Raw genomic sequence first — 24,986 nt, forward strand, 5'->3', positions numbered from 1 at the left:
GCATGCGTTGAAGGAACTCACCGACAAGCTGGTCGAGAAGGGCATCGAGGTGAAGTACGCGATTCACCCGGTGGCCGGACGGATGCCGGGCCACATGAACGTGCTGCTCGCGGAAGCCGAAGTGCCGTACGACATGGTCTACGAAATGGACGACATCAACGGCGAGTTCGGACAGGTCGACGTGGTGCTGGTGCTCGGTGCGAACGACGTGGTGAACCCGGCGGCGAAGAACGATCCAAAGTCGCCGATCGCGGGCATGCCGATCATTGAGGCGTACAAGGCGCGCACGGTCATCGTGAACAAACGTTCGATGGCCGCGGGCTACGCGGGCCTCGACAACGACCTGTTCTACATGGACAAGACGATGATGGTGTTCGGCGATGCCAAGAAAGTGATCGAGGATATGGTGAAAGCGGCTGCATGACGTACCTTCCACGGCGCGTGGTTGGCTTCAATTGCCATCCAAATCTTGATCGAGTCGACGTCAGCAAGTTCCAATGTCTGTACGCGAAGAGGGTTGCATGACGACTATTGATGCTACTGATATGGACGTGGAAGCGCTCGCGCTCTACCTCGAACAATCGGTCAAGGGATTTAGCGGACCTGTGACCGCGCAAAATTCTCAGGCGGTCAGTCGAATCCCACTTTTTTGCTCAAGGCAGCAAGCGGCCAGTATGTCTTACGCCGGCAGCCGTCCGGACCGTTACTGAAAAGTGAGCAAGATGGTAGCGCCATTGGCGCGCATGGCGGTGGCCGTCCTCGAAGAGCAAAGTGACCGGACTTTCAGGAGCAAATGATCCGGCACGCAGCATGATGAGATCCGCTTGCAATGACCGATGATTCGCTCGCAGTCAGCCGAAATTGCGTGGAGAAACCGCGATCGGCCGACTGGCATCACATCACGCTGAAGACCGCCACAGCCGCATTGAGTTTAAGCGCCTGATCCTGCAACGATTGCGCTGCGGCGGCGGCCTCTTCGACGAGCGCGGCGTTTTGCTGCGTGACTTCGTCCATTTGCGTGACCGCCTGTCCAACCTGGTCGATACCCTTGCTTTGCTCGTCCGATGCTGCTGCAATCTCGCTCATGATGCCGGTCACACAAGATACGGCGTGAATAATCTCCTGCATCGTGCGCCCGGCTTCACCGACAAGCTCAGTACCTGCTGCGACACGCACAACCGATGTCCCTATCAATTCCTTGATTTCCTTGGCGGCACTGGACGAGCGCTGAGCGAGCGCTCGAACTTCCTGCGCGACGACGGCGAAACCCCGCCCCTGTTCGCCTGCGCGTGCCGCTTCAACCGCAGCGTTGAGCGCGAGGATGTTGGTCTGGAAGGCGATGCCCTCAATTATTCCAATGATGTCGGCGATCCGCGCGGAGCTCTCGCTGATCTCGCCCATTGTTCCTACCACGCGCTCCACAACCTCATTACCGCGGGCTGCAATGTCAGACGCGCTGCCAGCCAGGGCAGTCGCATGACGTGCATTGTCGGCATTGTGACGGACGGCGCCCGTCAATTGCTCCATGCTTGCGGCCGTTTCTTCGAGTGACGCTGCCTGCTGCTCTGTGCGAGAGGACAGGTCAATGTTTCCTGCCGCGATCTGTTTCGTCGCGGACCCGATAGCCTCACTGCTTGACCGTACTCCGCCCACGATATTGATCAGACTATCGTTCATGTGCTTGAGGGCAGTCAGCAACTCGCTTGTTTCGTCGTGCCCAGTTACGGAGATTGTCGACGTCAGGTCGCCGGATGCCACGGTTTCCGCAACCTTCACCGCTTCCGAAAGCGGGTTTGTAATCGAACGTATCAGCATCCAGCAAGTCAGCACGGCGGCGCAGAGGGTGAATCCTGTCACAAGCCCGTTCACCACCATGAACCGTTTGACCATGTGATGCGCCTCGACGTATTCGTGCTGAACCTCGTCGATCTGCGGATTGGCCCCTTTGAGTTGACCAGGACCAACCACGCGATCGTTGTAAATGGTCTCGATCGAAGCATCGGCCTGCAGAAGGCGGATGCTGCCCATAACAGAAGTCAGCAACACGAGTGCAAGCAGAACAGCAACAAGTGTGATCAATCGGGTCTTGATGCGGAATTTGTTCACGGCGATTTACGTGCGGAAATGACCAAAAAATGCCGCCTCGCACATGCGGGCGGCCTTGGGTGCCGACTGCCTGACAAGCCCCGCGACGGCAACGCTGCGCGCCGCGCGGGGTGCCGGCTTTAGAAGGAGTGGCGAATGCCGAGCATGCCGGCAGCGGTGTTCATGCCGACTGCGGTAGGCTGACCGTAGACAAGCTCCTGGTTCATCGCGCCACGGTTCGACACGTAGCCGAGCTCGGCGTAGAGCAGGGTGCTCTTTGACAGGTTGTAGTCGGCGCCCAGTACATACGCGGTCGACTGATTTTGCGAGTGCTTCTCGTCCTTCACATAGTAGACGCCCGACGTGATATCGAACGCGGGTGAGAAGCGATACCCGATGCCACCGGTCAGCATATTGAAATCCCCCGATACGGCGAAAATCTTGGGATTACCGTTCTCGTTTGCCGGGTTGCGTCCGTTGCTGAAGGACCCGGAGACTGACAGTCCGCGCCACGTGTACTTCGCGCCAAAGTAGACGAAGCGGTTGTTGTTCAGGCCGGTTGCCGGGACTGCGGTGGTGGGCGCTGCATAGGTATAGGGACTGGCGTCGTGGCCGTTGTAGTAGACGGCTGCGGCATTCAGGCCGTAGTTCGAATACTTGAGCACGGCCGACTCACGCGTGCCGCCCTGGATCTGGCCGGCCACTCCGCCCGGTGCGTATTCCAACGCGGCTGATACGCCGTAAAACGACGGCGAATTGTAGACCAGCGCATTGCTGTCATACAGCGCGCCGATCTGGCCATTCGTGCTGTTGCCGGGCCACCCGCCCACCGTGTTCATGGTGAGCCACGCGGTCAGGACGCTACCGAAGAACTGCGCATTGCGTACGTCTGTGTCCGCGAACGCGTAGGCCATCGGTGCGAGCTGCCGACCCGCGTCAATCCGGCCAAAGGGCCCCGATACGCCGACCGCTGCGATCTGGTTGAACAGTGCAGGGGTGCCCGGGGTATCGCTCAGCTGGAACTTGCCGGTGCCACTGTCAAACGACCCCTGGAGCCGGAAGTTGATCTTGTAGCCGCCGCCGATGTCCTCCGTCCCCTTCAAGCCGTAGATGCTGGAGTAGATGCCGCCGTCCTTGAGCCGGAACACGGATCCTGTGTTCGGGTTAAGTTTGCTGTTCGGGAGGAAGGGAGCGGCTCCTGAGGCTGAGGTGTTCTGCCAGAGCAGGCCTGAGTCGACTGTGCCGTACAGCGTAACGGATGATTGGGCGTGTGCGGCACCAGCACATGCCAAAAGTGCTACACACCCGGTGATTCTCAACTTCATGCGGTCTCCTGTGCAACGTTGTTCTAACGAGAGGCACCACGGCCTGGTTTCATGAAGGCCACGTTGCATCTGGGTCGAGAGCATACGTACTCGTGCCGCAGCCGCCTCCCCCTCGCAGAAGGGGGGCGGGTTTTCAGGAATACCGTGATGGCATAAACACCGGCCGACCCTTCATATCAAGGTCCACGGTCGCTGGAAGACCCTGATCTCATGCTTCGTATCCCGTACCATCCCGCCCGAGTGTTGTACTTACGTGACAAACGACAGGACGAGATGGCGGTTGGTTCATTCACGGAGCTATCCGTTTTCGTGGCGATCCTGCATGAAACTTCAGGGCGCGACGAGGCCGACGCAAAAGGCTCGCGCATCGTGGCGTATCGTGGCGTATTGGCGGCACTAGTCCGAGAAGCGTGGCGGGAGAAGGGCGGTGCCCAGGCGCACTATGGGACGCTCAGGCGGCTTCCAGCAGCAGGCCCATGAGTTGAGCCCGGCGAACGATCTGCTTGCGTGACGTCGCGTCGAGCTTGAGGAAGAGGTTCTTCATATGCCACTTCACTGTTTCCTGGCCAATCCCCATGGCGAATGCGATTTCCTTATTGGTGAGATGACGGGTGACTAGCTCCAGCACGTCACGTTCCTTCGGTGTCAGAGCCATACTTGGGGTCGCACGCAAGCCATCATGACGCTCGGGCACGGGTGCATTGGCCACCGTCGACGATTGCTGTTCGGGCGGCGAGGAAGGGCTCGCGGCGCCGTCGGCTGCGTCCATCCACAGGGCAACGGCGGGATGCAGGTCGAGAGGTACCAGCTTCATCCCGCACGCCACGCCAAGACCCACGGCCTCGCGCAGAAGCGCGGTAGACGTTTCCCCGATGCGATCCAGAACAAAGGCGCGCAACGTCATGATATCGACGCGCGCCGCACCGAGCCGCATCTCTTCGGCAACCCCCTGCGCGCGAGTGAGCGCATGCTTGGCTGCACGCCAGTCCTGAGCGGCGATAGCCACGTAAGCATGGCTAATATCCTGATGTAAGACCAGGGTGCGACGCGTGATGGGCGCATCTGACACCGTGTGCGCGGCGACGATTCGGTCGAGCTGCTCGACAAGCGTCTGGCATGTCGCGGAACGGAAGCAGCCACTATGTAACCGGATCTGCTCCGTCAGGCTTGCCACGCGCAGCCTCGGCATGTTGCGCGCGGCGCCAATGGCATCGAGTATTCCAAGCAGGTCGATGGCGCGATGCTCCATACCCGCCGCGACTGCAACACGCGCTGCTGTGCGGTACGCGAGGATCACGGCGTCGGGTGTTCCCCCGCGTTCGAGTACGTCCAGGCGGTTTGCCAGCAAGGCTGTCGCTTCCTCGAAGTCGCCTCGTTTGAATCGGGTCGCGGCGAGAAGCGCTGCAATCATGCAGGAGAACGGGTGCCGCCGGCCAAGGTCGTTGTCGGCACGGTCGAGCGCGGGGCGCAGTGCGCGCTCCGCCAGCAAAAATTGCCCCTCGAACAGATACCCAAGGCCGGTCATGTAGTCGCGCCATCGACTCACGTATCGGCACGCGGCGCTGGTTTTGCCGTGCGGTGCGCGCCGCTGCAACTGACGGGCCGCCGCGTAATCGCCGTTCATCAATGCTCGCGCGGCAAGCCGGTTTGCGTGCACCTGTTGCAGCCACGCGTCGCCTACCGGGGAAGTCTCCCCCCACTTCTCCATCAGACATTCTGCGCGGTCCGGCTCGTCAGCGAAATAGGCGGCAGCGCTCAGGATCAGATCGATCTCATAGCGTGTCGCCTCGTCTGGCCGCATGCTGAGGAGAACGGCTTGAGCCTGTGCCTCGGCGTCCTGGTGCCGGTCGCTCATGGCGAGTGCCCATGCGATCGCGATGCGCAACTGTGGATGCCGGTCCAGCACCGCCTCAGGCAACCATTCGCGCCACTCGGCCACATCAACAAGGTGGCCCTGGGTGACGGCTTCATGCAAGCTACGTTGCACGAGTCTATAGGCTGTCTCCTCTTCGCCACATGCCAGTGCGTGCCGCGCTGCCGCCACGGTCATGCCATGGTCGGCCAACCACTGCATGGCACGTTTATGCAGGCAAGTCAGCTCGGCGTGGGGCAGATCAGCGACATTCTCGCGCAGCACCTCGCGCGCCATGGCGTGCAGACGGTACCAGCCGCTGCGACCCTGCGCGTTGCAAAGAAGCGGGGTTTCACCTGCAAGGCGCAATAGCCGTTGCCTTGCATCGGGGAACCCGGAGAGCGCAGAGCAGAGGTCCCCATGCAACAGGTCGACGATCGAGATGAGCGTGAGAAAGCGGATGTCGTCGCTGTTGAGCCGCTCAAAAAGTGCGCTCACGAAGCGCCTCTGGATGCCACCGGTGCTGCTTGCGAAAGCGTCGATACCGGCAGATGGATCGTGTGTATCGGCGATCGCGTCGAGCGCGAGTTGCAGGCCGAGTGGCCACCCTTCGGTGATGTCGTGCAATCTTGCACTTGTATCTGCATCGACATCGGCACCAAACCGGCTGCCGATCAGGGCGATGGTTTCATCGAGGCGAAAGCGAAGCGTCGCGGCGTCCACGGCCGTACACGTGCCATAGGGGATCAAGCGCGCGATAAGCTTGTCGTATCCGCCACGCGAGGCAAACACGACACGCAGATTGGCGGGCAGATTCTCGAACAGGTAAACCAGCACTTCCTGGCTCGCCTGCGGAAGTGGCGCCGCTTCGTCGAGAATCAGAACGATATCGAGTGCCGTGCGGGCGACCTCGGCCAGCCAGGCCGTGATCGCTTCGAGCGGCGCATCGGGCGCTGCGCCACCTTCGAGTAAGTGTTTCCCAAATGCTGCCCGCCCGGAACCCGCGCGGACAGCAAGCATCAGTCCCATGAACAGACGCCTCGGGTCGTCGCGTCCGTCAAGCGAGAGCCACGCCACGACGCAGCCACGCATCAGTTGCTCGTGGCGCCATTGAGCCAGGAGCGATGTCTTGCCGAAGCCTGGTGGCGCCTGCACGATCGCCACCGGCCGGTCGCGAAAGCGCTCGCCATTGGAGCTCAGGCGCGTGCGGGCAAGCAGGTGCCGTGGGGCTCGTGGTGGACTGATCTTAAGGGTGAGTTCCATCGTGACGGGTAGTTTGATGCTCTCGAATGCGGCGATTCTGGCAGTTACCTGTACGTGGCGGGAGCCCTCGGTTCTCGGCGGCTATTGAAGATTTTCGAAGATGGCCGCGATACCTTGACCGCCACCGATGCACATGGTCACCAGCGCGAAGCGCCCATTAACGCGCTTCAGTTCATGGAGAGCCTTGACGGTGATCAGCGCGCCTGTTGCGCCGATCGGGTGACCCAGTGAAATACCGGAGCCATTGGGATTCACCTTGGCAGCGTCGAGCTGGAGTTCTTGTGCGACGGCGCAGGCTTGTGCCGCGAATGCTTCGTTTGCCTCGATCACGTCGATATCGTGAATACTCAGGCCCGCACGTTCGAGCGCGATGCGCGTAGCAGGCACGGGACCGATGCCCATGTAGAGCGGATCCACGCCGGCATGAGCGTAGGACACGAGGCGGGCGAGAGGCTTGACCCCGCGTTGTTCCGCAGCACCGCGCTCCATCATCAGGACCGCGGCGGCGGCGTCATTGATACCGGATGCGTTGCCTGCTGTTACGGTGCCACCGGTCTTCTGGAAAGCGGGCCGCATGCCGGAAAGGTCGTCAAGGGAGACGTCCGGACGCACGTGTTCGTCCGTGTCGAACGACACTTCCTTTCCCTTCACTTTACGTGTCACAGGAACAATCTGCTCCTTGAAGCGCCCTTCGGCGATCGCATGTGCCGCGCGGCGGTGCGATTCCATCGCCAACGCGTCCTGCTGTTCGCGCGTGATGCCATATTTCTGGGCGACGTTTTCTGCCGTGATCCCCATCGGTACAGTATGGAAGGGATCGTTCAGTGCGCCGAGCATCATGTCGACCAGACGCGCATCGCCCATCCGAACGCCAAAGCGTGCGTCGGGGGTGATGTACGGCGCACGGCTCATGTTTTCTGCGCCGCCACCTATGGCAACGTCGGCGTCACCTAGCAGAATGGCCTGCGCGGCGGAGATAATGGCCTGTAGTCCGGAGCCGCACAGACGGTTCACGGTCAGTGCCGGCGCTGACTCGGAGACACCGCCGTTAATGGCGGCCACACGTGCCATGTACATGTCTTTGGGTTCAGTCGCAATCACATTGCCGAAAACCACATGCCCTACCTGATCGCCGGCAACGTTGGACCGTGCCAGCACCTCTCGCACGACAAGGGCTGCAAGCTCTGTCGGCGGTACGTCTTTCAGGCTTCCGCCGAATTTCCCAATGGCGGTGCGCACACCGCTCACAATAACGACTTCTCTTTGCACGTTGCACTCCTTGATCTAGATGGCGCTCGCGGGCATCGTTTTCGACGTCCCGCGTATCGAATCACATATTCGGGTAGTTGGGACCGCCGCCGCCTTCAGGCGTCACCCAGACGATATTCTGGGTCGGGTCCTTGATGTCGCAGGTCTTGCAGTGCACGCAGTTCTGCGCGTTGATCACGAGCCGCTCGCTGCCGTCATCGTTCTTCACGAACTCATACACTGCGGCCGGGCAGTAGCGTGACTCCGGACCCGCATAGGTCTGCAGATTCACATTCACTGGCACCGAAGGATCTTTCAGCGTCAGGTGAGCCGGCTGGTTCTCTTCATGGTTGGTGTTCGAGATGAACACGGAAGAGAGCCGGTCGAACGTCAGTTTCCCATCCGGCTTCGGATAGACAATCGGCTTGCACTGCGACGCAGGCTTCAGCATCTCGTGATCGGAATGCTGGTGATGCAGCGTCCACGGCACGTTGCCGCCCAGCAGCTTCTGCTCGATGCCGACCATCAGCGTGCCGAGGTACAGGCCCTTGCTCATCCACTGCTTGAAATTGCGCGCGCGATGCAGTTCGGTATGCAGCCACGAGGTCTTGAACGACTCCGGATACGCCGTCAGCTCATCGCTGGTGCGGCCTGCCTGGACTGCCTCAAAAGCAGCCTCAGCGGCCAGCATGCCGGTCTTGATCGCCGCGTGCGAACCCTTGATCCGCGATGCGTTCAGGAAGCCCGCATCGTCACCCACCAGCGCGCCGCCCGGGAACACCAGCTTCGGCAGCGACAGCAGGCCGCCCGCGGTGATCGCCCGCGCGCCGTACGACACCCGCTTGCCACCTTCCAGAATCGCCCGGATCGCCGGATGTGTCTTGTAGCGCTGGAATTCCTCGAACGGTGACAGATACGGGTTCGTGTAGCCCAGGCCGACCACGAAGCCCACCACCACCTGGTTGTTGTCCATGTGATAGAGGAACGAGCCACCGTACGTGTCGTTCTCCAGCGGCCAGCCGGCGGTGTGCATCACCAGACCCGGCTTGTGCTTGGCCGGATCGATTTCCCACAGTTCCTTGATGCCGATGCCGTGAACCTGCGGATCAACGCCTTCGCGCAGCTTGAATTTGTCATTCAGTTGACGGCCCAGATGCCCGCGTGCGCCTTCGCAGAACAGCGTGTATTTCGCGTGCAATTCCATGCCGAGCTGGAAATTCTCGGTCGGCTCGCCATCCTTGCCGATGCCCAGATTACCGGTCGCGACGCCTTTGACCGAGCCATCGTCGTTGTACAAGATTTCAGCAGCCGGGAAGCCCGGAAAAATCTCGACGCCCAGCGCTTCAGCCTGCTGACCCAGCCAGCGCGTGACATTCGCGAGGCTGATCACATAGTTGCCGTGGTTCTTGAAGTTATCCGGCAGCGCCCAGGTCGGCACGCTCTTCGACCCGGTTTCGGTCAGGAAGAGGAATTTGTCTTCGGTCACGTCGACCGTTAGCGGTGCACCTTTTTCCTTCCAGTCCGGGATCAGTTCGGTGATGGCGCGCGGATCCATGACCGCGCCCGACAGGATATGCGCCCCGATCTCCGAGCCTTTTTCCAGTACGCACACGCCAAGCTCGACGCCTTTCCCAGCCGCCAACTGCTTCAGGCGGATCGCTGCGGACAGGCCAGCCGGGCCGCCGCCGACGATCACGACGTCGTATTCCATCGACTCGCGTGGACCGTACTGTTCAATGAGACTTGCGTCTGTCACGATGCGATGCCTTTTCTTTAGAACTGGTCTTCACTCAGCGCCAACATGCCTTCGTTGTTCTTCGCGCTGACGATGGATGCCTCAAGCGCGACGGCTTGGGGCAGGACGTGATCGGCAAAGAAGTGAGCGGTTGCGATCTTCGAGTCGTAGAACGACTTATCTTCAGCGTGCTTCTCCTCAGCCACCAGCAGGGCACGTGCAAATTGCCAGCCCACCAGGACGATGCCAGCCAGCTTCAGGTAGGGCACACCGCCGGCAAATACCGCATTCGGATCGCTTTTGGCGTTGGCGAGCATGAATTCCACTGCGCTTGCAAGCGCCTCACGGCCTGTCGTGAGTCGCTTGTGCAGCGACCGGTACGCAGGGTTGGAGGAGAACGACGCACAGCCTTCCAGTTCACCCAGCGTTCGATCAATCTGGGCGAGGATTGCCTTTGCCACCGCGCCGCCGTCGCGCAGGGTTTTGCGCCCGATCAGATCGTTCGCCTGAATCGCCGTGGTGCCTTCGTAGATCGTCAGGATGCGGGCATCGCGATAGTACTGGGCAGCGCCCGTCTCCTCAATGAAGCCCATCCCGCCGTGCACCTGCACGCCCAGGCTCGCCACTTCGATCGAGAGTTCCGTGCTCCAGCCCTTCACAACTGGCACGAGATATTCGTAGATGGCCTGGTGTTCCGCCTGCACGGCTGCGTCCGCGTGGCGATGGGCGATGTCGCTATGCGCCGCTGCGACGTAGGCGAGCGCACGGGCGCCCTCGGTGAGCGCACGCATCGTCAGCAGCATGCGGCGCACGTCCGGGTGCTGGATGATCGCCACGGACTGTTTCGCGGAGCCATCCACCGGCCGGCTTTGCACGCGATCCTTCGCGTACGCAACGGCCTTCTGATACGCGCGTTCAGCAACGGCGATACCCTGCACACCCACGCCAAAGCGGGCCGCATTCATCATGATGAACATGTACTCGAGGCCGCGATTCTCCTCGCCGATCAGTTGGCCGATCGCGCCACCATGATCGCCGAACTGCAGCACCGCGGTCGGGCTCGCCTTGATGCCGAGCTTGTGTTCGATCGACACGCAATGCACATCATTGCGCTCGCCCAGCGAACCGTCTTCGTTGACGAGGAACTTTGGTACGGCAAAGAGGGAGATGCCCTTGACGCCTTCGGGCGCATTGGGCGTACGAGCCAGCACGAGATGGACGATGTTTTTCGCCATGTCGTGCTCGCCCCACGTGATAAAGATCTTGGTGCCGAACACGCGATACGTTCCGTCGCCTTGGGGCTCGGCGCGTGTGCGCACCAAGGCCAGATCCGAGCCGGCCTGGGGTTCGGTCAGGTTCATCGTTCCGGTCCATTCGCCGGAGATCAGCTTCGGTACATAAGCTTGCTTCTGCGCTTCCGTGCCGGCTGTCAGCAGCGCTTCAATTGCGCCGTCGGTCAGCAGCGGGCACAGGGCAAGCGACAGGTTGGCGGCGTTCAGCATTTCGATGCACGGTGTCGCCAGCAGTTTAGGCAGGCCCTGGCCACCGTATTCGACCGGATGCACGACACCTTGCCAACCACCTTCGCCGAACTGGCGGAAGGCTTCCTTGAAACCCGGCGTGGCGACAACCTCGCCATCGCGCCAGGTACTCGGATTTTTGTCGCCTTCGAAATTCAACGGCGCAATCACGTCCGCGTTGAACTTCGCCGCTTCATCGAGCACTGCCTGCGCAGTGTCCGCAGTAGCGTCCTCGAAGCCCGGGAGCGCCGACACGCGATCGAGATGGGCAAGTTCATTGATGACAAACAGCATGTCCTTGACGGGCGCCGTATAGCTCATGATGGATTTCCAGAAATGCAATCGAAGAGGGGACGCGGGCAGGGCAGGCAAGATGGCCCGGCACGGTAACAGTGAAGCGATCGTAGTCTCGATTGGGTGTAAATCGGCTACCTAAATCGGCCCATCTATTGACAAAATCGGCCACGACTTGCGAATGAGACGAGCCGCGGATGCGCGTTTACCCCATTGCGCGGGTCAGCGGATCCGGATGCCGTTCGATAGTCCCGTGAGGCGGGTAGGGTCGCGCTCAGGGTTGCCGGCGGTACTCACCGGGCGTGCTGCCAGTCCAATGACGAAAGGCCCGATGAAAGGCGGTGGGTTCGTCAAAGCCGACATCACCCGCGATCGAGGCGATCGGGTCTTTGGTGCCGGTGAGTCGCTGGATCGCGATATCACGCCGCAGTTCGTCCTTCAGCGTTTGAAATGCGGTGTCCTCTGCGGCGAGGCGCCGGCATAACGTGCGCACCGAGCAGTGAAGACTCCGCGCGGCGTCTTCGACGGTCGGCACGTCCGGCAAACAGGAGGCAAGGTACTGTCTGATGCGGTGGCTCGTGAGCTGCTCGCTAAAGGAAACAAAAATCCAGTCCTCGGGTGCCCGTGCGAGAAATTTGCGCAAGTTCGTTTTGCGTTGGCGGATGGGCATGTCGAAATACGCGGCGCTGAAGCGCATCAGCGTTTGCTGGCAGTCGAAATGGACGGGTCCAGGGAACAGGTACAGATGATCCACCGTGTGCGGTGGACAGGAAAACGCGAACTCGACTTGCAGCAGGGGGATCTTCTGACCGATCAGCCACGATGCCACGCCGTGTGCGAGCTTTAGCATGAGCTGCTGCCCAAGCATGCTGACGGTGGACGCTGGATCAGGGTGAAGGGCCACGCATGCGACCAGGCCGTCCCTGCGCGATTCGAACCTGAAGTCATCGAGGACAATGTGAAAGAACTGCCCAAACCGATGCATGGCAATTTCCAGGTTGGGCGCATCGAGCAGGCTCAGGCAGAGAAACTTCAGTGTGCCGCTGCGCATCGGACGGGCGAAGATGCCCGGCATTTCATCGTCGAATTCAATGGCGAGGGCACGGTATAAGGTCGAAAACTGTTCCTCTGTGACTCGCGCGCCCGGTTCGGTCAGAAGCGCGGGGGAGATGCTGGCTTCGTTCAGGTATTTGCCGACCAGATCCGGCCGTGCACCTGCGGCGGCAAGGAAACCGTTGACGAGTGAGATCGGGACGGTGGCGCTGGGCGATTGCATGGGCGTTGACGAGGCTCGTTGATGTCGGTTCACCACGTCAGCCATTGTACGGCACCGTTCAGACCAGGTAACCAGCCCGCCTGTCTACAGGTCAAAGTCCGTGACGCTCGCGAGGGCCGAGGGCGTATGCCAGTCCATCCAGTCGAAGTGTCTGGAACTTTCAGCCCACGCCCACGTTGCCTTTGGTATGCGCGTGGCCGGCGCTTCTGCTTGCGGCGCGTTACTTTCGTGCTCATTCTTGGCAATGGAGTGGAGGGCGGTTGCAGTTGAGTTCGCCTTCACTTCGTCCGGCTCGAGATTAGACACAGTTGATTTGCAATGCATAATAAATTGAAAGGTAGGTGATTGGATAAAAACGTTCAGGCGTTGGCGCCGGTGTCACGTCGCGAACAGTGAAAGCCATATCGCCCCGTGCCCCAGGAGGGGTTTCGAGGCATCGCGAGAGTCCACGGAATGGTTTCGATTCCGTGGGGCAAATGCGCACGCCCCGAAAGGAGATTACTGACCGAATGTCTGCTGAATCACGATCTGATTCTTGACCGATGTCACACCAGGGACCGCTTTCGCTACTGAGGCTGCTGCGTCGATCTGAGACGTGGCCGGCACGGTTCCGTAAAGGGTTACCGCGCCGCCCTTCGCTTTCACACTGATGTTTGCGGCGTCGATGCTCTTCTCTTTGGCAATCGCCGTGCGAACTTGTTTGGCCAGTTCGCGATTCGCCCGTTTAGCGGCTTTGGCATCGACTCCAGCCGATGCCGATTTTGCCGGTCCGGTTGAGGCAGCGGCTGTCTGGCTAGACTGAGCCCACGCGCTGATAGACGCCAGCGCGAACATTCCGCTAGCCGCCAACTTGAGTGCAGTTGCTTTTTTCATCGATTTATCTCCAGTTTTATTGATTAAGTGTGATAGTCCGTTTTCCTGCAATTTCGAGTCGATTCGAGCATGAATCGACGTCTCCCTATCTTGCGTGCGCGCTGTCAGGCCCGTGGCCGATACGAGTCAGGGTTTCGCCGTGGTGGAATCCGCAGCCGTTGCGTCGAATGCCGCCGCGATTTCGTTCCAGTCCTCGTTTCGCAGATAGCGCCGCGCGGCCGGCAGTACCACGCCTTCTTCCCGTCCCAGATGCTCCCATGTGAATTGCGCGTAAGCGCTTAGCGCCTGTTCAAGCCGCCCAGCTGGGACACCCGGTTCCGCGTCACGCTCGACAAGTTCGGTGAGTTCCTGGAGGAGTTGTATGTCGCGCTGATGCTGGCATTCGAGCTCATCAAGTTCGGCATCCGCAACGGACGTGCGCTCGCGCAGTCGTGGGAAAAACCGGGCCTCTTCCTTAAGACGATGCCGGCGTATCTGCAGATCGCGAATGCGCTTGACCGCCTCACGCATTGATATCGCTTCGGGCTCCTGGCCGGCGGCTCGTGCGGCGCGGGCCATGTCCAGCAGCGCATGGAGGGTATCGGCGATGGCGCGGTGTTCGTCGAGGAGTATGCCGATCGCGTGCGAGGTCGCAGGTCGCCGGTCAGCGGCGCATATCAGGACTGCCACGTTTCCCGCATCAGCGCCGTCCGACGCCGCAAACACGACGTCGCCCGCTTCGGCCAGCCGCTGGCCAGGGGTGATGCAAATCAGATCGCATCCAGATTTGACTGCCGCCGCGACGATGCTGTCGAACGACGTTTCGTTGCTGGGAGCGATGGACGAATACGGCACGCCCTGCGCGCGCGCCGCGGCCTCGGCCCGCGCCAGCAGTTCCAAAGCACGCTCCCTGACGTCGCTTGCGCGCGAGTCCTGGCGGTGCAGTGCGGCAGCATGTTGGTACAGTATCGGCAGGAAGCTCACGCGCGCACCCATCGACTGGGCAAACGCGACTGCGTGACCGGTTGCTTCAATGCATGAACCAATGTCGCCCACAGGGACGAGAAAGTGCCGATACATGGTATCCCTTGTGCTGCATTCGACGTTTGCAGATCCTGCTGAGCAGTTGCAAGCTCATCTGCTGGCTTCGCATTGGAAGTCTGTTGGAACTCATCTTAGTCTGCGGTCGATTCGCTCACCCCTCCCACGAAGGGAGGGGGCTTCAGGCGTTCGGGTGGTACGCTTGAACCTTCCCCTTATTTCGCTCCCTGCGGCAGCCGGCAATGACCGTCGGGAGCCTCGACAGGCCCCGCAAGATGGCATCAACACCTACAGGCGCTGGGAGTGTAGCCACGGCGCTCGTCCTGAAGACCATCGCGCCGCGTGCGCCGGCACATCTGCTGGTGCGTGACCGGCTAGCCGCGCACGCGTTGCACTTCGGCGATCAGTCGATCGCCCTCGTGCAAGCGCCGGCTGGCTACGGCAAGACCTCTCTGCTAGCCCAATGGCGCAGGGAAACCCTCGCGCATGGTGCCGCGGTCGCCTTCCTTTCGGTGGATGAGCGAGATGACCCTCAGCGGCTCCTCCAGGGGCTCGTCCATGCCATGCGGGCAGGCTGCGCCCGCCCCGCCTTCGGACGATTGCTGCTTGACGGCGCCATGGGCGCGGTCGGCGAACTGGACGGCGTGACCGCCTGGCTGGCGGAAGTCGCACAGTTTTCTGGCGATGTTCTATTGATCGTCGACGAGGCCGACCGTCTACCCGACGCCGGCCTGACTGCACTGATTTATGTCTTGCACAATGCACCGCAGAACCTTCGCGTGGCCGTCGCTGCGCGTCGCAGAATCGATACCGTGGTTGCCGATCTGATCGCCTACGGGCAATGCATACTGGTCGATCCCGAGATGCTGCGCTTTCGTCTCGAAGAGACGATTGGACTTATTGCCAATCGTTTTGGGTCGCGTTTCGACACCGACGCGTGCGCGAGGCTGTTCGAGCTGACGGATGGCTGGCCGCTCGGCTTGCAGCTTGCGATGGCGGCAATGGCGCGCGCCCCGGATCCCCGGAAGGTCGTGGAGACCATGGCGGCCAACCAGGGCGGACTGCGTGAACACCTCGTCGGGACGCTGATCGCCGAGCTTTCTTCGGAAGATACCGATTTCCTCACGCGCACCAGCTTATTGGACTCGCTGCACCCGGAACTCTGTCAGGCGTTGACGGGCGATCCGCAGTCACCGGAGCGGCTGTCACGCCTCGTGCGTGAGACGCCGGTGTTCGTGACCTCCGAGGACGGCGCATGGTGCTGGCTTCATACGCTGGTGCGCGACGCGCTGCAAGGCCGCCTCGCTCATGTGCCTGCCGCCGAACGGGCTGCGCTGCATGGTCGTGCTGCCGCCTGGCTGAACGGGCACGGCATGATCGAACAAGCCGCGAGGCATGCTCACGCTGCAGGTCAGCATCAAACTGCGTACGAGCTGGCGGAGCGTTGCCTGCATGACGCCGTCAAGGAGGGGCGCCTGACTGCGGTTCTCGAATGGCTCGATCTGCTCCCTGCGGACGAACTCGAACGGCGTCCGCGCTTGTTGCTGGCGGCGGCTTGGGCCTTGGCGCTGGGCGAGCGGCACAAGGAGGCTGAACTTCAGGTGCAACGCGTCCTTGCCAGTCCCGACGCCGACGCTCAACTGCGCTACGAATGCGCGCTCATCCTGTGCGCTGCCGCCTATTACGCCGACGAGATCGACCAGTTCGTGGACCTGTTCGCGCCCTGGGCCGAATTCGCTCCCGCTGGCAATTCATGGCTCGCCCAGGTTCATGCAAACCGCCTCGCGGTACGCGCGATTCTCCTCGGCCAGCCCGCGCAGGCGCGTCGCTTCCAATTGGCGGCAAAGCGAGCCGAAGTCGGCAAAGGGATCGGCTACGTGGTGCGCTGGGGCGATTACATTGTCGGCTTCAGCTACGTGTGGGAAGGACAACTCGTGCTTGCCGAGGAGGTGCTCCGTCCAGCACTGGCAAGCGCGGACGCGGATCTTGGCCGCCGCCATCCGCTCTCGTGCATGTTTGCGGCGACATGCGCCGCGCTGAGCTACGAAGCCGATCGTATCGACGAGGCCGCTGCGTTGCTGGCCAATCGGCTGGACATTCTGGAGCGAGGCGGCACGCCAGATACCGTGTTGCTCGCCTACCGCACCGCGGCGCGCATCGCCGCGGTCAAAGGCAACGAACACCGGGCACTCGATCTCCTCGAGGCAATGTACGCGATGGGTGTGAGCCGGCGCCTGCCGCGCCTGTGCATTGCCAGCATGGCTGAACAGGTGCGCATTCATGCAGGCCGATATCGCACGCAAATGTGCGACGCGCTGGTGCGGCGTATCGACGACACGGTGGCCGAGGCGGAGCCGAACACGGGGCCGCTGTGGAGGCAATCGGTCGGGCTGCTGGTCGGGTTGGCGCATGCAGGCGCTGCGATTGCGGCGCGACGCTGGCAGGAAGCGCTTGACGATCTCGCGCAGGCAGGCGTTGCCGCCGAGGCGATGAAGCTTGGTCGATATCAGATTGAAATCATGGCGATGCGCGCATTCGCGCTGGAGCAGTCCGGCGCTAACGGGCTCGCACTGCTTCGCGAGGCAATGAATCTCGCGCAAACGTTCCGTCTGACTCGTACGCTGGCCGACGCCCATCCCGCTCTCGCGGACTGGGCGCGGCGAGTTAGCGAAGGGCAGTCCGAATCCGGCGAAGGCATCCGGGCGATTGCGGCAGCACGCATCGCCGTGCCGCCACCAGGCCGGCAGGCTACCGTGCCGCGGGCTGTGCCGAGCGTTGTGCTAACGCCCAAGGAGCGCGAAATTCTCGAGCTACTGGCGCGCAATCTGTCGAACAAAGAGATTGCGGTTGCGGCCGCGGTGGGAGAGGGCACCGTCAAGTGGCACCTCAAGAATCTCTTTGGAAAGCTCGACGCCAGCTCGCGAAAGCATGCTGTTCGAAGAGCGTTGGTGCTGGGTTTGCTCGAAGGCGCATGAGTTTGCGCCGCCCCGCGCGCTGTTCACCTTGATGTTCCGCCCCTCCCGCTTTGGGAGGGGTCGGTACGCGCTCCTTTCCGTATTCTTCCCTGCACGACGCGCCACGATGCCGCGAATTCCTGGCCGCAGTCGAAACAAAACTATCAGGAGACAAAATGCAGGTGAAACTGATTGGAGCGGCCGCGCTCATCGCATTCGCGAGCGCCGCTCACGCGCAATCTTCGGTGACGCTTTACGGCATCCTCGATTCGGGTTTCTTGTACCAGAGCAGCTCGGCCGCGACGTTTAACCCGAAGGCGCCAAACACGGGAGCGGTGTACCGCCTCAAGGACGGCGGCATCTATTCGAGCCTGTGGGGAATCAAGGGTAGCGAAGACATCGGCGGCGGCTACCATGTCAATTTCAAGCTCCAGGGCTCGTTCGACAGCAGCACCGGCAAATCCGGCCTGAGCGATACGCCAGGCGCTGTGGCTCAGTTCAACCAGTTCGCGACGATTGGCGTATCGGGACCGTTCGGCACGTTCAACGCGGGCCGGCAGATCGTCCCGATGATCTATGCCATGGCCGAGACGGATGTACGGTCCTCCCAATACTTCGGCAGTATCCTGACCGCGTGGCTGGGTATGAACCAGGCCGCCGGCTGGCCGGGCACCAGCACCAATGCGCCAATCGGCGCACTGTACGACAGCAACGCGCTGGTCTACCAGTCGCCCTCTTTCGGCGGCGCTTCGGTCGGATTGGAATACGCACCCGGTGGCGTGGCAGGCCAGTTTCAGGGGGGAACGCGCGAGTCCGCGGTACTCAAATACTCGAACTACGGTTTGAGCCTGTCCGCTGTGTACTACAACGGACATGACACGAATCCGGCTCCCGGTGCGCCGTTGACCGGGCTCGACAACAACCGGTTCGTTTATCTTGGCGCACTTTATACGCTCCATGGTTTCTCGGTGTCGGCGTCGTACAGCAACGGCAAGAATCCTGCGCATGCCAATCAGGTCAATATTGATCTCTATTCCGCGGGATTGGGCTATCGCTTCTCGCCGGCGTTTCAGGTCACCTCGGGCCTCTATTACCTGAAAGACAAGAACAATTCGGCGAATCACTCGACGGAAATCGCACTCGGTGGCGAATACAAGCTCTCCGTCAGAACGATGGTTTACGCGCAGGTCGGTCACGTCAATAACAAGGGGACAATGAACCAGACGATTGTCTATGGCCAGCCGGTGGCGCCTGGCGTGACGACGACGGCGGCCATGATCGGCCTGCGCCATAGCTTCTGAGCGGAGCGTGCTGGCTGTTCGTTGTTCGGGACAGCATCGGGTGCGTGGCGACGATGTACATTCGCTGCCGCGTACTTCGGAACTCGACCCAACCAGATGGATCGAGTTCCAGAGCGGGAACTATGTCGTGCGCACTTTCACATAGCGCCCAGGCGCCGGCTCGACCGGCTTATGCAGAGCGCTTCCCAGCCTCGTGCGCGCCTTGACCGAATCTCCAGCATAAGGCTTCAGCCACTCGATCCAATGGGTCCACCAGCTGCCCGCTTCTGTTTCGGTTGACGCGAGCCATACATCCGGATCGCCAGTCGAATCACCGCTGACTCTGTAACTCCGCTTGTTCTTCGACGCAGGATTGACGACCCCGGCTATGTGACCGCTCGCGCCGAGAACGAACTGAGTCGGGCCGCCAACCAGTTGTGTGGATCGGTAAGCAGATCGCCATGGCACGATGTGGTCTTCCTCTGTTGCCAGCACGTAGCTCGGAATGTCGATGTGCTCCAGGTCAACTGGCGTGCCGCAGACCGTCAACCGCCCCGGCTTGCACAAGTTGTTCTCCAGGTACATGTTGCGCAAATACCAGGTGTACATGGGCCCGGGCAGATTCGTGCTGTCGGCATTCCAGTACAGCAGGTCGAATGCGGGCGGGGACTTGCCCTTCAAGTAGTTGTCGATGACGTAAGGCCAGATCAGATCGTTTGCTCGCAACGTCTGGAACGCGAACCCAAGTTCCTTGCCGGAGTAGATGCCGCCTTGACCGATTGCGCCCTCGCGCTGAGCGACGCCTGCTTCGTCAATGAAGACGCCCAGCTCGCCAGGTTCTTCGAAATCCAGCATCGTGGTGAGCAATGTGATGCTAGCCAACCGGTCTTCGCCGCGCGCTCGGGAGATCGCCGTGGCCGACGACAGAATGGTGCCTCCTACGCACCAGCCCACCGCGTTGACCCGATCGGCGCGGGTGATCGCGAGCGCAACGTTGATGGCCGTCAACGCACCGTGTTCGACGTAGTCGTCCCACGTCGTATGCGCCATGGCGGCATCCGGGTTGCGCCAGGACACCATGAACACCGTCATCCCCTGTTCGCAGGCAAAGCGTACAAAGGAGTTTTCAGGCTGCAGATCGAGAATGTAATACTTGTTGATACAGGGTGGCACGATCAGCACCGGGCGTTTGGCTACCCTGTCGGTGAGCGGCGCATACTGGATCAACTGGAATAGATCGTTCTCGAACACCACCGCGCCCTGGGACGTCGCCACGTTGTGCCCGACCTCGTAAGCGGTCTCGTCCGTGATCGAGATGTTGCCGCGCTGCAAATCGCCAAGCAGGTTCGTGAAGCTTTCACGCAAGCTGTCGCCGCTGGATTCGAACGCGAGCTTGAGCGCCTCGGGATTGGTCGCGGCGAAATTGGCTGGGCTGAGCAAGTCGATGAACTGCCGTGTGAAGAACTCGAGCTTCCGTTTGTCCTTTTCGCTTAGGACAACCGCATCGACGACGTCTTCAAGCAAGCGCGCATTGAGCAGGTAGTTCTGCTTGAGCAGGCTGTACCAGGCATTCTTGCGCCAGTCTTCGGCAAGAAAGCGGCGGTCACTGCGCTTTGGGGCGATCACGGGTTCGGTTTCCGCGCCCATTGTGCTGGCCAGCGTGCGGGTCCAAACCGACGCCAGCTGCGGCCAGTACGCCGAGTGTGCATCGAGCAGTGCCACAGGAACGACTAGTGCTTCCGGAGACTCCGCTCCAGTGTGCGTGTCGTTCTGCAGATTGCCATTCGCCTTCAAACCGGCCATGGTGCGCCAGAACTTCTGTCCAGACTTGAAGAATCCCTGTATATATTCAGTAGGCACGTTTAACGACATGGTCACGATGCCTCGCTTGATTGACTCATGATTGCAGACAATTCGGCGCTGGCTACGCGTTCAGCCAGGCGCCGCGCACGGGACGTAGCCATGACGACCGCTTCGCCGTCGATCACCACTTTTCCTCCAACGGTACAGACGGTCGACATCACGACGCGGCTCTTTTCCGGCTGCAATTCTTTCACCGCGACCGTTGCATGCACCGTATCGCCAGGCCGGACCGGTGCCTTGAAACGCAGGTTCTGTCCGAGGTACACGGTGCCGGGGCCCGGGAGGTGCCCGGCGAGGGTCGCGGAAATCACACCTGCGGTTAGCATCCCATGTGCGATGCGCCCTTTGAACGGGGTGGTCCGCGCGAATTCCTCATTGATGTGAACTGCGTTGTTGTCGCCCGATGCGGCCGCGAAGAACAGGATGTCCGTCTCCGTGATGGTTTTCGCAAAGGTGGCGCTCATGCCGGCTTCCAGGTCTTCAATGTCGTAACCGCCGATTTCGTTCATCTTTGTCTCAAGTCGTTATAACTGAATGAATGGATTGACCCTGTCTGTTTCCGAAGCATTGATGACAAACAGCACGCCCATGACAGGTGCCGTATGGCTCACGATGGAATTCCAGAAAAGCGATCGAAGAGGGGACGCGGGTTGGGCAGCGTTGATGGCCCGGTGCGGTATCCGTTGAGCCGATCGTAGTCTCGATTGGACGGGAATCGACTACCTAAAGCGGACCATCTATTGACAAAGTCGGCCACGACTTGCGAAGCAGGTGGCTAGCGATTTCAGGCCCGCTGCGCTCATGCCGCGAGCAAGGACGTGCTCATCATCGGTGCTTCCTGCCTGGGTGGATACACGTTCCACGACCCGTCGCCATGCCGGAAGAAGGTAATCGCTAACAAGCTGTCAGAACAGCCTCCGCCGATGCGTATGTAGCGGCTTCGATTCGAAGATGTACGACTGAATTCGATCACCTGCACGGTCCTCGTGCCGCAGTGACCAAGCCACTTGTCGATCAACTTCCGCAAAGAACTTTCACCGTTTCGCATGGCGCTTTCCCTGAAAAGTAACACCGGACGCCTGTCTGGCGCCTGGGCGACCGGGACTGCCGCGTGCCCAAAATCATCGAGACGGTTGTGTCCAATGACTTTTCCGCCTGGCGGCGGACGGCGTATCCAGGTCTTTCCCTGATTGCTCAAGTGAAGTCTAGGGCGCGCCGTTCGTGGCCGCCCCCCTCCACAGGAGAGGGGCTAGGGAAAACACCTCAGACTGCGCCGCCATTGGGCGAAATGATCTGGCCCACCAGATAGTGATTGTCGGACGCAAGGTAGACGGCAAGGGAGGCATATTCGTCCATCTTGCCGAACCGGCCTAGCGGGATCAGTTGCATGAGCCTGTTCTTTTGTTCCTCGGTTGAGCGGGCGAAGTACTTTTCGAAGTCCGGTGTCTGGATGCCGCCCGGCGCGATTGCGTTCACGTAGATGTTCCCGCCAGCCGCTTCTGCCGCCACCGTCCGCGTGAATGCAATCACGGCGCCTTTCGTCGCCGAATAGTGCGGACTATGGGCACTGATGGTGGACATGCCGGCAATCGACGCAATGTTGATGATCTTGCCGCTGCCTTGGGGCTCCATGATCCGTAATGCTTCGCGCGTGCAGTAGAACACGCCGTGAACATTGACACCCCAGTAGCGATGCCATTGTTCGTCTGACATCGAGCTGGTGAAGCCCAGCGCCTGTCTGGGCACGGGCGTGGTCATGTAGTCCCAATGCCTGTTGCGCCGTGCGTCGTCCTCGGGGCCGATCGGCCCGATTCCCGCGTTGTTGACCAGCACGTCTAATCGACCAAAGCGCGCCGCGATGCTCGCGAAGAGTTTCGCCACCTGCACGCTGGAGGAAACGTCGCATGCCTGAGCGATGCATTCGTGTGTCCCCGCGGCGGTCACTTCCTCACGCGCGGCGTTCAGGTTTTCCTCATTGACGTCGCAAATGATGACCTGGGCGCCGGCACGTGTGTAAGCCAGTGCAATGCTCTTCCCGAGACCTCGGGCAGCGCCAGTCACGAGGGCGATCTTGTTATCCAGTGTCATACGACTGCTCCTTTCGGGTTGCGATCAAGCTAAAGCCGGCCGGGAGAAAACGGAGGAGCCGACCTGTGCGCAAAAAGACTATCGGCTTCGTCGCCTGAAGGGTCCCCCCAGCAATGGGGGGCCGGGTATTCAGGAGTACCGTCGCGAGAGCAGACAGATAAGCTTCTCGACAACATCGGTCGATTCTGGAGAGGCAAATGAATTCAGCAGAGGGCACAACGCTGCGAGGAAAGGTCGCGGTCATCACAGGCGCAGGTCGCGGCATCGGCCGCGCCATCGCGCTGGCCTATGCAAAAGCCGGGGCAGATGTCGTGTGCAGCGCACGCTCAGGCCGGGAGATCGACGAAACCGTCGCGTTGATTACCGCGCAGGGCGGTCGAGCGATCGCGATCACCTCTGACGTAACGAACTACGAATCGGTCGAGGCGCTGTTTTCAGGAGCGGTTCAGGCGTTCGACGGCGTGGACATCGTGCTCGCCAATGCTGGCGTGGGTACCGTGACCGGGACGGTTGAACACTCTGACCCGAAACGCTGGAAAGAGGTGATCGACGTCAACCTCGTTGGCGCGTTCCACACCGCGCGCGCGGCGATTCCACATCTGCGCCGGAGCGGGGCCGGCAAGCTGATCCTGATGGGCTCCGGGCTGCGGCAGCGTCCCAATGCCAATCTGTCCGCCTATGGCTGCTCAAAGGCGGGAATGTGGCTGCTCACGCAAACCCTCGCGTTGGAGCTCCTGGACGCCAACATCAGCGTCAATGAGCTGATCCCTGGGCCCGTGCGTACGGCGATGACTGACTTTGGCGACAAGTGTCAGTTCAATGAAGAGTGGCTCAAGGAACCAGAGGACGTCGTTCCGCTCGCGCTGTTCCTTGCCAGCCAGCCGGATGTCGGCCCATCCGCACAAAGCTTCAGTCTGATGCGCCGCGCCTGAGGGTTTCCGGCTTGCGCTGAACGCGCGCCAAAACGCTGAAGAGCGAGAACCGACAGGAGACGAACCACAATGGGATTGGATTTAGCCGAAACCGGAAACGCCGATCCAGCTGGCGTGTCACGACGCTCACGGGCTTACCCGTGGGCTGTATTTGCGCTTGTACTTGGCCTGCTTCTTTCCGACTATATGTCGCGGCAGGTACTGAGCGCTGTGTTTCCTCAACTGAAGGCGGCGTGGACCCTGACTGATGCCCAACTGGGCAGCCTGAGCGGCGTTGTGGCGCTGATGGTCGGGATACTGACCATGCCATTGTCGCTACTGGCAGATCGCAGGGGCCGCGCGCGCAGCATCGCGCTGATGGCGGTGGTGTGGAGTGTCGCCACGCTGTGCTGCGGGTTCGCGGCAAACTATGGCCAGATGCTGGCTGCGCGGTTCTTTGTCGGCGTAGGCGAGGCGGCCTACGGCAGCGTTGGGCTGGCCGTCATCATGAGCGTCTTTCCGCCGAAGGTGCGCGCGACCCTGGCGGGCGCTTTCACCTCAGCGGGGATCTTCGGCGCGGTGCTCGGCACGGCACTGGGCGGCTCTGTTGCGACCCACTACGGCTGGCGTGCGGCGTTCTCGGTGATGGCAGTCGTCGGGCTGGTCGTGACCGCCGTGTATAGCCTGACTGTCACGGAGCGCAGGTTGGCGCGCCACGTTCACCAGGGTGCGGCCGTGCGAAGCGGCGCAGGTCTTTCGGTCTGGGACACCCTTCACTCTGTTTTCGGCTCGCCTGCCCTGATCTGCGCTTACCTCGGTGGTGGGCTTCAGTCCTTCGCGCTGTATTCACTGCTGGCCTGGATGCCGAGCTATCTCAACCGTTACTACGGGATGGCGCCGGGCAAGGCGGCCATGGCTGCGGCCGGGATGTTCGTCCTGAGCGGTATCGGCATGACGCTCTGCGGCGTGCTCACTGACTGGGTGGGCCGTGGCGCGCCAGCCCGCAAGGTCTCATTTGGCATCGGCTTTTGCCTGTTGTCGTGCGGGGTGCTCTCCATTGCGTTCCGCTTGCCTGCAGGCAATGCGCAGATCATCCTCATTGCGATCGGCGCACTGGTGGCAGCCGGTCCGTGGGGGCCCGCCGGCGCGTCGGTCGCCAACCTCGCGAATCCCGTTGTTCACGCCACCGCTCTCGCGGTCCTTGCTCTCGCGTACAACTTGATGGGCGCGGCTCCGGGTCCGTTCATTACCGGCGTGCTTGCGGACAAAGTCGGTTTGCTCGGCGCGCTTCAACTTGCGCAACTGGTATCCATTCCGGCAGCCATGGCGTTTGCGCTGTGCCGGCGTACCTATCTGCGGGACCTGCCGGATACGGGGCGCCAAGGTCACCATTCCTGAT

17 protein-coding genes and 1 pseudogene are annotated in these 24,986 nt (G+C 61.2%); 6 read left to right on the top strand and 12 right to left on the bottom strand.

What is annotated here, in order from left to right:
* On the top strand, positions 1-424 hold a 424-nt coding region (locus KHO31_RS21460), incomplete at its 5' end, for an NAD(P)(+) transhydrogenase (Re/Si-specific) subunit beta (RefSeq protein ID WP_201073907.1).
* A 121-nt stretch (positions 425-545) separates the two neighbouring features.
* Positions 546-715 (top strand): annotated as a pseudogene (locus tag KHO31_RS21465) (phosphotransferase family protein); the annotation flags it as partial.
* Positions 716-894: 179 nt separating this feature from the next.
* Here the strand turns inward: KHO31_RS21465 and KHO31_RS21470 are convergent.
* From KHO31_RS21470 to KHO31_RS21510, 9 genes are all read right to left on the bottom strand, one after another.
* A complete protein-coding gene (locus KHO31_RS21470; protein ID WP_201073905.1) occupies positions 895-2,106 on the bottom strand; it encodes a methyl-accepting chemotaxis protein in 1,212 nt (403 codons plus the stop codon).
* Between the two features lie 119 nt (positions 2,107-2,225).
* Positions 2,226-3,410 (bottom strand): porin, encoded by a 1,185-nt coding sequence (locus tag KHO31_RS21475; RefSeq protein WP_201073904.1) that lies wholly within the window; start codon positions 3,408-3,410, stop codon positions 2,226-2,228.
* Positions 3,411-3,861: 451 nt separating this feature from the next.
* Positions 3,862-6,525: a LuxR C-terminal-related transcriptional regulator gene (locus tag KHO31_RS21480; protein WP_211624116.1), complete on the bottom strand. Its 2,664-nt coding sequence runs from the start codon at positions 6,523-6,525 to the stop codon at positions 3,862-3,864.
* Between the two features lie 81 nt (positions 6,526-6,606).
* Positions 6,607-7,794 (bottom strand): beta-ketothiolase BktB, encoded by a 1,188-nt coding sequence (bktB, locus tag KHO31_RS21485; RefSeq protein ID WP_201073902.1) that lies wholly within the window; start codon positions 7,792-7,794, stop codon positions 6,607-6,609.
* A gap of 61 nt (positions 7,795-7,855) precedes the next feature.
* Positions 7,856-9,529: an electron transfer flavoprotein-ubiquinone oxidoreductase gene (locus tag KHO31_RS21490; protein ID WP_201073901.1), complete on the bottom strand. Its 1,674-nt coding sequence runs from the start codon at positions 9,527-9,529 to the stop codon at positions 7,856-7,858.
* A gap of 17 nt (positions 9,530-9,546) precedes the next feature.
* On the bottom strand, positions 9,547-11,349 hold the full coding sequence (locus tag KHO31_RS21495; RefSeq protein ID WP_201073900.1) for an acyl-CoA dehydrogenase: 1,803 nt from the start codon (positions 11,347-11,349) through the stop codon (positions 9,547-9,549).
* A gap of 247 nt (positions 11,350-11,596) precedes the next feature.
* Complete coding sequence (locus KHO31_RS21500) at positions 11,597-12,598, bottom strand: AraC family transcriptional regulator (protein WP_201073942.1); 1,002 nt, start codon at positions 12,596-12,598, stop codon at positions 11,597-11,599.
* A gap of 498 nt (positions 12,599-13,096) precedes the next feature.
* A complete protein-coding gene (locus KHO31_RS21505) occupies positions 13,097-13,471 on the bottom strand; it encodes a BON domain-containing protein (RefSeq protein ID WP_201073899.1) in 375 nt (124 codons plus the stop codon).
* A 126-nt stretch (positions 13,472-13,597) separates the two neighbouring features.
* Entirely contained in the window at positions 13,598-14,530 is a 933-nt protein-coding gene (locus tag KHO31_RS21510; RefSeq protein WP_201073897.1) for a hemerythrin domain-containing protein, read from the bottom strand.
* A gap of 236 nt (positions 14,531-14,766) precedes the next feature.
* On the opposite strand from KHO31_RS21510, the gene KHO31_RS21515 reads away from it, so the two are divergent.
* On the top strand, positions 14,767-17,466 hold the full coding sequence (locus KHO31_RS21515; protein WP_211624118.1) for a LuxR C-terminal-related transcriptional regulator: 2,700 nt from the start codon (positions 14,767-14,769) through the stop codon (positions 17,464-17,466).
* Positions 17,467-17,621: 155 nt separating this feature from the next.
* Entirely contained in the window at positions 17,622-18,746 is a 1,125-nt protein-coding gene (locus KHO31_RS21520) for a porin (RefSeq protein ID WP_201073893.1), read from the top strand.
* A 120-nt stretch (positions 18,747-18,866) separates the two neighbouring features.
* Here KHO31_RS21520 and KHO31_RS21525 read toward each other — a convergent pair whose 3' ends face one another.
* From KHO31_RS21525 to KHO31_RS21535, 3 genes are all read right to left on the bottom strand, one after another.
* Positions 18,867-20,597, bottom strand: coding sequence for a PHA/PHB synthase family protein (locus KHO31_RS21525; protein WP_201085343.1), 1,731 nt, complete (start codon positions 20,595-20,597; stop codon positions 18,867-18,869).
* Between the two features lie 2 nt (positions 20,598-20,599).
* On the bottom strand, positions 20,600-21,097 hold the full coding sequence (locus tag KHO31_RS21530; protein ID WP_201073891.1) for a MaoC family dehydratase: 498 nt from the start codon (positions 21,095-21,097) through the stop codon (positions 20,600-20,602).
* Positions 21,098-21,851: 754 nt separating this feature from the next.
* A complete protein-coding gene (locus KHO31_RS21535) occupies positions 21,852-22,676 on the bottom strand; it encodes an SDR family NAD(P)-dependent oxidoreductase (RefSeq protein ID WP_211624119.1) in 825 nt (274 codons plus the stop codon).
* Positions 22,677-22,873: 197 nt separating this feature from the next.
* Between KHO31_RS21535 and KHO31_RS21540 the strand changes: the two genes are divergently transcribed.
* Positions 22,874-23,608: an SDR family NAD(P)-dependent oxidoreductase gene (locus tag KHO31_RS21540; protein ID WP_201073887.1), complete on the top strand. Its 735-nt coding sequence runs from the start codon at positions 22,874-22,876 to the stop codon at positions 23,606-23,608.
* A gap of 69 nt (positions 23,609-23,677) precedes the next feature.
* Positions 23,678-24,985 carry an MFS transporter gene (locus KHO31_RS21545; RefSeq protein ID WP_201073885.1) on the top strand — a complete coding sequence of 436 codons (1,308 nt, stop codon included), beginning with the start codon at positions 23,678-23,680 and terminating at the stop codon, positions 24,983-24,985.
* Position 24,986: the final 1 nt, after the last annotated feature.

Source organism: Paraburkholderia domus (genome assembly GCF_905220705.1).
Classification (GTDB): Bacteria; Pseudomonadota; Gammaproteobacteria; order Burkholderiales; family Burkholderiaceae; genus Paraburkholderia; species Paraburkholderia domus.